Consider the following 14,228-nt stretch of genomic DNA (forward strand, 5'->3'; position numbering starts at 1 on the left):
ACTTATGATTTAAATAATTTTTGCCACCAGTTTTTCTTCTTTTCACTGGTGTAGCCATAGCCATAACCATAATTATAACCATAGCCATAGCCTCCTGCATTTTTAGAAACATCATTAATAACGAAGGAAACGTTTGACAGTTTTGATTCTTTTACCAATCCATTGGCAAAATCTATCAGAATATTCCTTGATACTCCGGATCTTACTACATACAGGGTGGCATCTGCTGTATCTGCAATGTTAAGAGTATCCGAAACCAGCATAAGAGGTGCTGAATCTATAACGATATAGGCATATTGGCCGCCCATTTTATCAATAAGCTTTTGATATCTGCCGTTGGATAAAAGTTCCTGTGGATTAGGTGGAATACTTCCTGCATAGATCACATCACAATTAGGATTGGTATCTGACGTATGAATAAGTTCTTCTACATTTATGGATTCATCATACAGATATTCTGTAAGACCTTTACCTTTGATGGGTTCATTATCGTATCTCTGAATCTGAGGATTTCTGATATCAGAACCGATCAGCAATGATCTTCCGTTCTTATTCCCTAATGTTAAAGCCAAATTAACAGACACCAATGTCTTTCCTTCTCCTTTCACTGAAGAAGTTACCATAACAACTTTGGCGGAGTCCTTAGAAGGCAGTACAAATTTTAAATTGGATACTAACACCCGGAAAGCTTCTGCCAGTTCAGAAAAGTCATTTTTCTGTACCAGGTGATTCTGGTCATCTTTTAATGATGGGATATCTGCCAATACTCCTAAAGAAGTACGCTCTGTGATATCATTACGACTATATATTTTATCGTCCCACATAAAAAACAAATAAAATAATAGAAAGGGGAATAATAATCCCAATACAATAGCCGCTAACAGGATGATATTCTTCTTTGGTGAAACCGGAATATCGTTAGTATATGCAGGATTTACAATTTTAGCTTTAGGAACATTTATTGATAAATTAATTGCATTTTCTTCCCTTTTTTGCAAGAGGAAAAGAAAAAGTTGTTCCTTAAGATTTTGTTGACGTTCTATTCCTCTATAAATCTTTGATTGGCCGGGAACTTTTTCTATCATCCCTGTACTCGTGGAGATCTGTCCGTTTATCTGGGCAATAGAAGCTTGGATTGTTGCTTTTTGCTGGCGGATATTATCACGAACAATATCCTTTAGTGACGCAATCTCCTTATTCATTTCTATGACAGCAGGGTTTTCATTGGTAGCCTGCTTTAATGTCTTATTCCTACTGATCAAAAGAGTATTATATTGAGAGATAGCTTGCTCCAATGATGGATTAAGCCCCAGATTGGAAGGCATAAGCTGATTATCTCCTTTTGAGGCTTCTGCCTGAAGAGAATTCAGCAGATCCAGCTGGGTTTGCTGCTGGAGAAGCACCTTAGTATTATCATTGGTATTCTGAAGTGCTAATTGTGCCTGTGCCTGCAAATCTACAATGCGATTACGGTTCTGAAAATCTTCTTTCTGGTTTTCTACTCCGGAAAGATCATGAGTGATCACCTCCAATCTTTTATCGATAAACTCCTGCGTATTTTGAGCTTGTAAATTCTTATCCTTAAGCCCATCCATATTATATTGCTTAGTCAGTTCATTAAGAATGGCCTCAGATTTATCAGGAACAGTCCCTACTATGCTTATATCCATCAACATAGCTTTCTGATCCGGCAGATTGACCTGCAATTTCGACTGTAATTTTTTAACTTTCTCTAAAGGATTCCAAAAAACGATTTTATATTTTGAATGAAAGTTTAATCCTGGGACCTTTTGTAGTATAACAGTTCCAAAATTCAGCTTCAATGTTTTATCGAAATTTCCTTTAATAAGATTTTTTTCTTTGTCTTCCAAAGTAAAATTATTTCCATTTACTTCTTTCACTATGTATTCAGAAGTAACGAATTTTTTTTCATCGCTATAGGAAATGACTTTAGCTACAATGGGAATTTTTGCAAATAATTCAGAATCTTTAATTTCACCCGAATTATAATATTGTACGTTCAGATTAAGATTTTCTACAACCTTCATAAGAATGGGTCTGGAATTCACCACTGCAATTTCACTCTTTAATTCGTCTGCATTCCCTAATCCTAATCCCAGATTATCAAGATCAGCTAATGCTCCCGCTAAATCCGATTGTTTTTTATCAAATTTAAGAGTTGTCGTTGATTGATATTGAGGTACAGAATATCTGAGATATATAAAAGCTCCTATTAAGCAAAGTAAAACGGATCCCACAAACCAGGGCCACTTACTTAGATATTTTCCAATAATCTTTCTTAAATCTAACGTTCCTTCATTTTCCTGTAATTCTATCTGCTGCATATATTAGTTTATCGGGTTAGGGAAATGATAAGGGTCGCAACTCCCAATGCAGAAGCAATAATCTGAAAAGTAAGAGCCCTGTTAGGATTTGAATTGGCCTGAACCTGTTTGTTTCTATCCGGTTCTACGTAAAGTACATCATTCTGTTTCATATAATAATAAGGTGAATTGACAATATCTGATCTTGACAGGTCTAAATTAACAACCTGATCTTCTCCGTTATCTGCAGTACGTATAAGTTTTACTTTTGTTCGGTCCCCAAAATCAGTCATATCTCCTGCCAAACTCAATGCCTGAAAAATATTAAGCTTCTGTGTAGCACTTTCTTTTTGACCCGGCACTTTAACTTCGCCTAAAACACTTACATTAAAATTCTTTAGAGTAATAGTTACCAAAGGATCCTTAAGGTATCTCTTCAAACGGGACTCAAGATCGTTTTTCAATTGTATTTGAGTCATTCCTTTAACGTATACATCACCTAATACAGGAAAATTAATATATCCCGCTTCGTTTACCAAATACTCACTTGGCTGCACATATTGGTTAACCCCATTTGGAGCTTCACTACCGACACGATTTGCCGTATTTAGATTAAAAGGTTTTACCGCTAATTCATCCAGAGCAGAAACTAAAATTAAGAGTACATCACTTTCCTGAATATGCAGTCCTTGAAATTTAGCTTTGGCAACCTCCTCTTCCATATTATGCTGTGCCATGTAAACCATATTCTGTTTTGGCTTACAGGATAAAAGGATCACTGATAACAGTATAAGATATGTAATAATTGTTTTTTTCATGATGTTATTTATATCTAGTAAGTATGCTCTACATCGATCAGTAAAAACTACAGTACCGAGATAACGCACTACAAAACTATTTGTGTCTATTAATTGGCCATCATTGGGCTCTTCAAATAATATTTTTTTGGTTAAATTATATATTTTAATTCTTTATTAAAGCTAATATTCCCACTGTAATTGAAGCAATTACTGAAGCAACAGATATGTATAATCCTGTATTTGGATCTACTCTGGAAGCTTTCTCTCTCACAGCATTGGGTTGTACATAAACAACATCATTCTGCTTCAGATAATAATAGGGAGAATTAATAAAATTAGCACTTGTCAGATCTATTCTTTCCTTACTTATTTGTCCGTCTATATTTCGAACCACTAAAACATTATTTCTTACTCCATAAGCGGTAAGATCTCCTGCAAGTCCCAAAGCTCCTAATAATGTTGTATTGCCATCAGGCACTACATAAGTTCCGGGTTTAGTAACTTCTCCTAAAACAGAAACCTTAAAATTGATAAGCTTAACATCAACAATTGGATCCTTTACGTACTCTTTGAGAAGACCTGATAATTTAGCTCTGAATGTTTCAATATTTTCGTTTTTAGTACTTACCTGTCCGATCTGAGGAAATATAATATCTCCGTTTGTATCTACTGTATAAGTAGGACCCGCCACAGGACTAGCTTGAGGAAGATTATTACTGCTTGGCAATGAGTATTGTGCCACAGTACTGCTGGAAGAATAATTCTGGTTAAAAATCTTTACCACTTCCATATCTTTTGCAGAAACAGAAATTATTAACTGATCACCCGGTTGAAAATCAACCCTGCTATTTTTAATTGAATTCTCCAAAGCTATATTGTCGATATCTTTCATGTAATTGATCTCCTGTCTTGGGGTACAAGAAAATAATATGATGCTTATAACTCCGCAGATTAAATATTTCAAACTCATTTTTGGTAATTTTTTTCACAAAAATAGGATAATTATTTTAAGGTGAAACCGTTTTTAAAGCGCATCCAGTAAAAGATATTGCTAATCAATTTTTAAATTTCAATAAATCACTATTTTTTCTATAAAAATCTTACTTTAATTTCATTTTAAACTGTATAAAATAAAATTTCATGCCCTAATTTTAAGATATAAAATTCTTAATAATCTCCTTGTCCATAGCAATCTCCTTATCCAAAGCTTCAAATTCCGAATTATTGCTTATAAATTCAGGAACAATTGTTTTAAGCATTTTTACAACCTGTAACTTATCCCTTTTCATGGCAGCCATAATAATTTGTTTGCTTAAAATGTTCACTTCTTCAAATCCCATTGATGGATCTCTTGAGATTAGAATTTTTTTATGATGAGTAGGAATAGTAACTGTATTATTGCTTAAAAGCTCTTCATACAGTTTTTCTCCGGGTCTTAAGCCTATAAAAGTAATTTGAATATCGACATCCGGAGTATAGCCTGAAAGTTTAATCATTCTTCTTGCTAAGTCAAGAATTTTAACCGGTTCTCCCATATCAAACACATAGATCTCACCTCCATTTCCCATTGTACCGGCCTGAAGTACCAGCTCACAAGCCTCAGGGATTGTCATAAAGTATCTAATAATATCAGGGTGTGTAATCGTTACCGGTCCTCCTTTTTCAATCTGTTTTCTGAAATGAGGAATTACTGAACCGTTTGATCCTAATACATTTCCAAAACGTGTAGTAATAAATTTTGTAGGGTGCCCCGGAGTATTCTGTAAAGACTGTACAAATAATTCAGCGGCTCTTTTGGATGCACCCATCACATTCGTTGGGTTTACTGCTTTATCTGTAGAAACCATTACAAATCGGTTAACTTTATATTTTTTAGATAATAAAGCCAGATTTTTTGTTCCTAAAATATTGACAAAAATAGCTTCATGAGGATTCTCTTCTATTAATGGCACATGCTTATAAGCAGCAGCATGGTATACCATAGAAAACTGATGATCCTCAAATACCTTTTCCAACCTGTATTTATTGGAAATATCAGCTAATATAAATTTAAAGTTCTGGTCCGGGAATTTTTCGAGAAGTTCAAGCTCAAGTTCATATAAAGGTGATTCTGCCTGATCAAGAACGACGATAAGTGAAGGGTTGAATTGGGAAACCTGTCTTACAATTTCGCTACCGATAGATCCGGCACCTCCGGTTATCAAAACATTTTTATCAAAATGTCTTTTTCTTACCTCTTCACTTTCTATTTTAATTGGCTTACGATTCAACAAATCTTCAATTTGAAGCTGACTGATTCCGCCTACCAGATCACTGTCCCGCATTTTACTCAGCGTAGGAGCTTTCAGAACTCTTAAACCCTTATCCAGGGCAAGAGTCATCCACTCTTCAATTTCTTGTTTCGACATAATCTCTTTGATGAGAAGTACAGCATCAAATTGTTTGATCAGTTTCTCATCTGTAAAGAAATGATTTTTATTGTAAATCTTATATCCCAACAACAGCGCCCTGTAAGAATCTGACCTACCGGTAAGGAATCCTTCCAGTCTATAGGGATAGTTTGGATTATGCATAATTGCTCTTGCTACAGCAACAGATGCTTCTCCTACTCCTACAACAGCAACTCTTACTTTAGATGAAGCTCCCTGAATATCCACAAGAATACTAAAGAACTGTTTCGTAACCATTCTAAAAAAGAACATAATGGAAACAGAAATAAGAAAGTACAAATAGAGGTTGGGATACAGGAACAAGGATTTTCCTAATATTATTTCCGAAATATAATTTACTATTAAAAGGCTGAAAAGTGTACTTCCTGAGGCCAGGATAATCTTGAAAAAATCAAAAAAAGTAGAATGCCTGATAATTCCTGCGTACGTTTTAAAAACGTACATAAACAGAATGTTAAATCCTATAACAACGAATCTTTTCTGAAGCGTATATTCCGGAAAATTAACTTCAACGTCTAGATTTTGCAAGAATAAACGTGAAAGAAAAATGGAAAATAGAATAATTAAAATATCTATAACAATAACCAGCCATCGTGGTATATATCGTAATTTCGTAATTTTTACAATGTTATCTCCATTGTAAAGAGCATTAAAAGCATCGCGCAACTTTTTCATTCAGCATAAAGTGATTTATTTGCCGGGCAAGGGTAATGGATAATATTCATAATCTAAATGGTGTTTAATTTTCTTTTTATGGATATGTATCCCATATCAGGAAGTCTTTCAATTACCATGATTATAAAACCTGCATACAATAATCAACATAAAATTTACTTATTTTATACAGTACAATCATTTTTTTCACAATAAATCCCTAAAAGAGAAATATTCTAAGCAAATGCATTTTTCATGCCATTTCCAAGATTCCAACATTAAAAATTTAATTTTTTTTTAATAAAATAATGTAAGATATTACAAATAAAAGTATTACAATTAAAAAAATACTACCTGCCGGCTTCTATTAAATTTTAAAATATTTCTTAAAATTTTACTCAATTACCTGTAAAATTACTTCATATTCAAAACCTCTTCCCATCAAATACTTTATAGTTTTTGATTTTTTCTGATATTCCTGAAGTCCTTTCTGTTTAGAAAGATAATCATCGTAAATTCTGGTAATGGTTTTCCTGTAGTCGTTTTCATCAATCTCATCAAAACACATATTAATCAGTTTTTCAGAGATTTGCTTTTGCTTAAGGTGTATTCTGATCTTATTTTTACCCCAGTGTTTAATATAAAACTTCCCCCGGATATAACTTCGTGTAAACCGTTCTTCATTCAGGTAATTCTCTTTCAAAAGATACAATATGATCTCTTCCTTAGCTTCTTCAATAAGCAGGAACTCCCTCATTTTCTGTTCCACTTCTGCATGACACCGGTCCTGGTAAACACAATAGTTAACCAGTTTTTGTTTAATCTCATCAAAAGTAAAAGACTTTTTTTCCATAGGCATAAAAAAAGAATGAGCCGTTGCCCATTCTTTATGTTGTATTGTAATGAATATTAATAATTGAATAGTGCTTTACCTTCCATTAATTCATTCACTTTATTTCTTACAGAGGCAAGCACGTCTTCGTTTTTGATGTTGTTTACTACTTCAGAAATAAATCCTGCAATCGTATCCATATCATTTTCTTTCAGCCCTCTTGTGGTAATCGCTGCCGTTCCCAATCTGATACCAGATGTTGTGAATGGTGATTTATCATCGAAAGGAACCATATTTTTGTTACAGGTAATATCAGCAAGTACTAATGCTTTTTCAGTTTCCTTACCGTTTACTCCTTTATTTCTAAGATCTACCAGCATCAGGTGATTATCTGTACCTCCACTTACGATATCAAATCCTCTGTCGATCATGGCTTTTGATAACGCCTGAGCATTCGCTCTCACCTGTTTGGCATAGGTCTCGAACTGACCATCCAAAGCTTCTCCGAAAGCCACTGCTTTACCCGCAATTACATGCTCTAACGGGCCACCCTGGATCCCCGGGAATACAGCTCCATCCAATACCTGGCTCATCATTTTAGTTTCTCCTTTAGGCGTTTTGTGACCGTAGGTATTTTCGAAATCTTTACCCATCATGATCATTCCTCCTCTAGGACCTCTTAATGTTTTGTGGGTGGTGGTAGTCACTACATGGCAGTGCTCAAATGGAGAATTTAATAATCCCTTAGCCACTAAACCTGCAGGGTGGGCAATATCAGCCCAAAGAGTAGCTCCGATCTCATCAGCGATTTCTCTGTATTTTGCATAGTCAAGATCTCTTGAATAAGCTGAGAAACCAGCGATCAGCATTTTTGGTCTTTCTCTTAAAGCGACTTCTCTCATTTGGTTATAATCAATAAGACCTGTTTCTTTTTCTACTCCGTAAGAAACAACCTCATACTGAATTCCTGAAAAGTTCACTGCGGAACCATGAGTAAGGTGTCCGCCCATGGAAAGATCCATTCCCATAATTTTATCACCAGGTTTCAAAACCGCAAGATAAATGGCAGCATTAGCCTGAGAACCCGAATGTGGCTGCACATTTACATAATCCACTCCGAAAAGCTCTTTTGCCCTGTTGATAGCTAGTGTTTCGACCTCATCTACTACTTCACATCCTCCGTAATATCTTTTTCCGGGATATCCTTCAGCATATTTATTTGTCAGTACACTTCCCATTGCTTTCATCACGTTTTCAGAAACAAAATTTTCTGATGCGATAAGCTCTAATCCATGGGCCTGTCTTTGTCTTTCCTTTTCAATCAGGTCAAAAATAATATCCATTTTACTTTTAGTTTTTGAAATTTTTCACCCCAAATGTACGGAATTTCCCGTAAGATTTCGGTATTGGAAAGCATGATTTTTAGTTGGTGATTTTAAAAATTACCGATTTCAAAATCTTCCTCCGAAAGCTCCTTATTAGCAACTGCTCCGGCAAAATTCCCCTGAGCAACGGCATTGGCTACAGACCTCATCATGGTCACATTATCACCACAGGCAAAAACACCGGGAACCGTAGTTTTCTGCATAAAATCGACCTTGATAAACCCCTGCTCTGTCAATTCACAACCGAGATCAGATGAGACATCAATATTTTGTTCAAACGGTATTTTGGCATACAAGGCCTTCAATGGAACTGTCTTTCCGTTTTTAAAAATAATTTCCCGAATATAACCATGCTCATGTGTTATGCTTTGAACTTCATCTTCATTGACCCTAATTTTATTCTGATCCAATTTTTGGATTTGTTCAGAGGTAAGGTTTGTTTTTCCATTGGTAAACAAAGTGAGATTTTTAGTCAGATTGAAAACCAGTTTTGAGAATTCATAAGCCATATCACCATCCGCCAGAATTCCTGTTACTTCATTCCTCACTTCATAGCCGTGGCAATAAGGGCAGTGTATGACGGAAATCCCCCAGGATTCTGCAAAACCGGGAATAGCCGGCATGAGATCTTTTACTCCGGAGGCCAGAATAAGCTTTTTAGCATAGAAACTTTCATTGGATGAGGTCTCCACTTTAAAACCTTCAGGATCTTTGCTCATTTTTTCAGCAGTTCCATTATAAAACTCTACGGTACGGTATGCTTTCACCTGTTCTCTTGCCGCCTCTGAAATTTCTTTGGGCGTCTTTCCGTCATGAGTAATAAAATTGTGTGAATGCGGAGTCTGCCTGTTACACGGTCTTTCATTATCAATGATCAACACATTTCTCAAAGATCTCCCCAAAGCCATTCCTGCTGATAAACCGGCATAGCTTCCTCCTATTATAATCACATCAAAGGTTTTACTTTTCATATTTTGTTGTTATTGCTTATGCAAAGTTAAAACAAAAAACAATTAATGCAATAAAGTTGCAGTAATAACAGCGGGATTAAAAGCCAAAAACCCAATCCCGAACTTTTAATTCAAAAATCAGCTTTTGACGAATGGTATGCAAACACAACTGATCGGGTGTATATTTAGTTATTTTTAAATAGGTGTATTGTGTAATCAGCAGTTATGTTCCTCCAACCTCTCCATGGCCCGGAATGATCAACTTTGCGTCAGGATATTGTTTTTTGATCTTTTCAAGAATCACCGGCTACGCCTGAACATGGATATCGCCAAGATAGAGATATACTGATCACATGATCTGACCATTTAATAATTGAAAGATTTTCTGTTTTATACACCACTTTTGGCTTCCCCCGGGATTTTTAAGTAGTACAGCTTAAGAAAAGTAAAGCTAATGATACCAACGGAACTTTAGAAATTAGATGCATACCAATGCTTTTGATCATAGCGAATTAAGAAATTATTGTAAAGCCAACACCAACATTGAAGAGTTAACCAAGGGTTAATATCACCACTTCTCTTCGTCAATTTCCTTCTGAAGTCTCCCGTTAATATCGATTTTTGCATTTTTAAAACTGAAAATCGCAGCGCCTTTTTCTCTTGCATAGGGATTGGTGACAGCGCCTGAAATTTCAGAAATTTCAAAATAAGGACTTGTCTCCATTAGCTCATTGCCTGCTTCTGAGTAATCTTTAACCCTGATAACATTCTTATATTTTTTATTTAGATCGAACCAATTGATATAATCCGCATTGAATGAAACCGCCCTTATTCCCAGTTTTGAATAATAGTTGATGGCTCCCGCCTGGCCATAGTTATCGCATAAAACCAATGTATTTCCATTTTTTGAAAGCTTGGAGTATTCCCGATCCACTTTTTGAGCCAATTCTTTCCACCCCTGCATATCGGCAAAATCCTGAGGCAAGGAATGGTCTTTTCCATCTTCCCAACGGAGTAACCCAAATTTTCTATACCGTTCCGGATGGCTGGCGATAAACTCAGGACTCTTATTAGGAAAACTAATATTGTATAAAGGGATAAACAAAATGACAGGATGCAGGATACAGATGGGCCTGAAAATCCTCTTCCATCCATTCTGAAAGATAAAACCCAGGTAAACAGCTCCAAAAGCAATATAAACAGGATAAAGACCTATGGCGTAATAATCTTTCGCCTTGAAAAAGATGAATACTGCGAGAGTCATTACATATCCCCAGAAAAAAAACCGGAAGTTTTTAAAAGAACGATAAAACAGCAAAGCATACAAACCGGCTATAATAACAAAGGCAACTCCAATAAAGAACAGTGCCTGAGACTTTAAAAAGTCCCACCGGTCTACATTGACCAACTGCCTTTCTGAGAGCTCTTTCATATGATGAACAACCGGAAAGCCGTGATTATACTGCCAGAAAAGATTAGGGGAAACAATCAATAAACTTAGCAGCGCAGCCCCATATACATGTTTATTTTTTAAAATCTTTCTTTGTTCTGTGATCAGGAGTGCCGGAATGAACCCGAGTGCAAGGAATGCAATATTATATTTATTCAACACACCGATTCCAAATACCACTCCTCCCCAATACAGCCACTTTATCTTTTCTGTATTGATATATTTGATCAGGATATAAAAGAATAAAGTCCATAAAAGCACTTCCAAAGAATTGGGCTGAAAAAGCATATTTAAACGGAGAAGGACGGAAAATAAAATTCCAAAAGATGCTAAGAGCTTAGCAAACAAGTCTCCATTTAGCTCTTCAATAATTTTCCATACCACAAAAATTGTTAATGCTCCGAACAGGGCAGGAAAAAATTTAACCCAAAATACAGATCCTCCCAGTATTCTGATAAGCCAGGCCAGCCATGAACTTACCGGGGGTACCGACAGATATCCCCAAGCCAGATGATATCCCTGGTCAAGATGCAAATATTCATCACGCTGCAATTCATATTCAGGATTGATCAATGAATATTGAAGGATAAATTTTGCAATGATAAAAAGAAAGAGGATCCAATAGCTTTTCTTCATGGTTTAAAGTTTAGAATTAAAATTAAGACATTTAAAACATTTGTTTCATTACATCTTCCATATTTTAAAGCTACAAATAAAAAATCCCGGAGATTGCTCCGGGATCTAACAGTTAAATGTTTATAGTGTCAGTTTATTATTTTTGCTTTGATTTTAATTCTTCTTTGTCTTTATCTGACGGGTTCCATACTTTCACCTCAGAATCTTTTGTAATATCTGATCCCGGAAGAACCTGAACGTTGATTCCGTCACTTGCTCCAAGTTTTAAGTATACCTTCTTAAATTTCCCGTCTTTTTGCTTCACCTCTACAAAAGGAACATCTTTTCCCTGTTTCTTTTCATACTGAACCAAAGATTCATCCAGCAGCAATGCATTTTTCTGAGAGCTCAGCACGATTTCGCCATTAGCAGAGAAACCGGCTCTGATATATTCGTTATTAGGATTATTGACATCTCCCTCAACCGGGAATTTAATGGTTCCGGCATTATCTTTTCCTTTTGGAGCAATCATCGTGAGTCTTCCCGGGAAAGTTTTATTCTGTAATGCACCGATTACAATATTCATATCCATTCCTTCTTTTAATTTTCCGGCCTGTGCTTCATCAATTTCTCCTTTAAAAATCAGAGAATTCAAATCTGCTACTGAACAGATCGTTGTACCGGCGTTGAAGTTATTGGCTTCAATTACCTGGCTTCCTACTTTTACAGGAACTTCAAGAACGGTTCCTGAAGCTTTGGAACGGATCTGGGTAGTAGCCAAACCTTGTCCCTGAAGCTCAGGGGTAGCCCCTGTTTTGGCAATCTGTAATCTTTTTTGAGCGGTATTCAGTTGCTGCTGGGCATTTTTAAGAGACTGCTGCTGAGAAAACAACTGCTGTTGAGAATTAAGATACTCCTGCTTGGAAGCGACTCCCTGTTTATACAATTTATCCTGCATATCAAACTGCTTCTGCATATTATTCACATTCAGCTGTGCATTATTGATCTGAAGCTGTGCATTCTGGACTTCCTGCTGCGCAGCGTTTACCTCAGAAATACTAGGAACAATTCTTACCGTAGCAATCAACTGTCCTGCCTCTACCCGATCTCCTTCTTTCACTAAAATTTTATCAATAATCCCTGTAATATTGGGTTTGATTTCAATTTCTTCTTTTGGAGTAATTTTTCCTGTAGCCATTACCTTATCATCCATATTCTGAACGGTAGGCTTACGGATAAGAAAGGCCTCACTCTCTTTAGAGTTAGATTTTACGAGATAGCCAATCCCTGAGAACAATGCCACTGCAAATAAAAGCCCTAACACGATATAAACGGCTTTTTTCCAAGTGAATTTCTTTTTCATATGTATAGTTTATTTTTTTATTTTAAGATTGAAAAATAAAGACGGATCCAGCATACTGATGGCCAGCCCTCTCGTTTTCAAATTATTTTCATTTCAAATTATGCACTACTCTGTTCTTAATGCTTCGATAGGCCGGATCTTCACCGCTCTCTGTGCAGGTATCATTCCGATAATCAATCCCAGAACTACCATTACAGCCATTGCGGCAAATACATTCCCATAATTGACGGTCGGGTTATAGAATGGAAATGCATCCTGGCCTTGTGTGACTGCATTTAAAATCATCAACAAAAAGATCCCGCACATAAATCCCAGCAATCCGGATGATAGGGTAATAACTACGCTTTCCAGCAGAATCTGATTTCTTACTTCAGCCGGTTTTGCTCCCAGGGCTCTTCTGATCCCGATTTCTTTGGTTCTTTCCTTTACGGTAATCAGCAAGATATTGGAGATGGCAATTACCCCGGCAAGAATCGTCAGTGTTCCCACAATAATGGTGAGCAGCTGCATCCCTGTAAGAAAACCGGTCAGTTTTTTAAATTCTTTTCCCAGATTGAAGCTTCCAAAGGCATTGGTATCTTCAGGAGAAACTTTATTCTTAGACTTCAGGACCTGCTTTACATCTTCTTCTACAGCATTCACGTTCGCATTAGGCTTGCTTACAATGGCAAACATGTCGATCTGCTCTCCTGCATTGTACATCTTTGTGTATGTTGAAAGTGGAATAAAAGCGGTACGGTCATTTTCAAAACCACCTCCTTTTTTCACTCTGAAAACACCAATTACATTAAAGAAAATTCCTTTTATATTGATAGATTGGCCGATTGGGTTTTCCTTTTTCTTGGAATCAAAAAAGTTCTTATAGATTTCCTCTCCGATCACTACTACATTTTTATTTCCTGAAACATCGGCATCATTAATATATCGGCCGAAAATAAGTTTCTTTTCGGAGATTTTATTTCCTACCGAATAATCTCCCGTTAGAGAATAGGTGCTGCTTTTCCCATTTTTCGACATGGATTCTCCAGGTGTTCCGGTAAAACTTCCTCTAGCATTTTGCGGAGATATATAATCTATGGCGGTCACTTTTCTTTTCAGCATTTCCATATCAGATAGATTGAGATGAACTTCCCGCCCCTTAGGAAACCCTTCATATGGAATAGAAGTTTTCTGTGCCCACAGGAAAATTGAATTGGTAGCAAACCCGGAAAATAATTTATCAAAACCATTCTCCATCCCTTTTGCGGCACCTAAAAGGCTTACATACAAAAACATCCCCCATCCTACGCCTATCATGGTAAGAAATGTCCGAAGCTTATTATTCCTCAAAGAATAATAAATCTCCTGCCAAGTGTCTTTTTTAAATATGATATTCACCTTTCTGATTTATGAGTTAAATTATAAG

10 protein-coding genes and 1 pseudogene are annotated in these 14,228 nt (G+C 36.2%); all 11 read right to left on the reverse strand.

The genetic code is table 11. The features are described 5' to 3' along the window. Positions 1 to 2: 2 nt before the first annotated feature. Entirely contained in the window at positions 3 to 2,345 is a 2,343-nt protein-coding gene (locus MUW56_RS05150; protein WP_292012186.1) for a polysaccharide biosynthesis tyrosine autokinase, read from the reverse strand. Positions 2,346 to 2,353: 8 nt separating this feature from the next. Further along, positions 2,354 to 3,142 (reverse strand): polysaccharide biosynthesis/export family protein, encoded by a 789-nt coding sequence (locus MUW56_RS05155; RefSeq protein WP_292012187.1) that lies wholly within the window; start codon positions 3,140 to 3,142, stop codon positions 2,354 to 2,356. Positions 3,143 to 3,287: 145 nt separating this feature from the next. Further along, positions 3,288 to 4,094, reverse strand: a complete 807-nt coding sequence (locus MUW56_RS05160; RefSeq protein ID WP_292012188.1) for a polysaccharide biosynthesis/export family protein — start codon at positions 4,092 to 4,094, stop codon at positions 3,288 to 3,290. 181 nt (positions 4,095 to 4,275) lie between these two features. Next, complete coding sequence (locus tag MUW56_RS05165) at positions 4,276 to 6,249, reverse strand: nucleoside-diphosphate sugar epimerase/dehydratase (RefSeq protein WP_292012189.1); 1,974 nt, start codon at positions 6,247 to 6,249, stop codon at positions 4,276 to 4,278. A 373-nt stretch (positions 6,250 to 6,622) separates the two neighbouring features. Further along, positions 6,623 to 7,087, reverse strand: a complete 465-nt coding sequence (locus MUW56_RS05170; protein WP_292012190.1) for a regulatory protein RecX — start codon at positions 7,085 to 7,087, stop codon at positions 6,623 to 6,625. 50 nt (positions 7,088 to 7,137) lie between these two features. After that, positions 7,138 to 8,403: a serine hydroxymethyltransferase gene (gene glyA, locus MUW56_RS05175; RefSeq protein WP_292012191.1), complete on the reverse strand. Its 1,266-nt coding sequence runs from the start codon at positions 8,401 to 8,403 to the stop codon at positions 7,138 to 7,140. A 92-nt stretch (positions 8,404 to 8,495) separates the two neighbouring features. Next, positions 8,496 to 9,416, reverse strand: a complete 921-nt coding sequence (locus tag MUW56_RS05180; protein WP_292012192.1) for an NAD(P)/FAD-dependent oxidoreductase — start codon at positions 9,414 to 9,416, stop codon at positions 8,496 to 8,498. 202 nt (positions 9,417 to 9,618) lie between these two features. Continuing rightward, a pseudogene (locus MUW56_RS05185) lies at positions 9,619 to 9,732 on the reverse strand (subclass B1 metallo-beta-lactamase); the annotation flags it as partial. Between the two features lie 231 nt (positions 9,733 to 9,963). Then, positions 9,964 to 11,481 (reverse strand): glycosyltransferase family 39 protein, encoded by a 1,518-nt coding sequence (locus MUW56_RS05190; RefSeq protein ID WP_292012193.1) that lies wholly within the window; start codon positions 11,479 to 11,481, stop codon positions 9,964 to 9,966. 136 nt (positions 11,482 to 11,617) lie between these two features. Further along, positions 11,618 to 12,823, reverse strand: coding sequence for an efflux RND transporter periplasmic adaptor subunit (locus tag MUW56_RS05195; protein WP_292012194.1), 1,206 nt, complete (start codon positions 12,821 to 12,823; stop codon positions 11,618 to 11,620). Between the two features lie 105 nt (positions 12,824 to 12,928). Continuing rightward, a complete protein-coding gene (locus tag MUW56_RS05200; protein ID WP_292012195.1) occupies positions 12,929 to 14,200 on the reverse strand; it encodes an ABC transporter permease in 1,272 nt (423 codons plus the stop codon). Positions 14,201 to 14,228 lie beyond the last annotated feature (28 nt).

The organism is Chryseobacterium sp. (assembly GCF_022869225.1).
Taxonomy (GTDB): domain Bacteria; phylum Bacteroidota; class Bacteroidia; order Flavobacteriales; family Weeksellaceae; genus Chryseobacterium.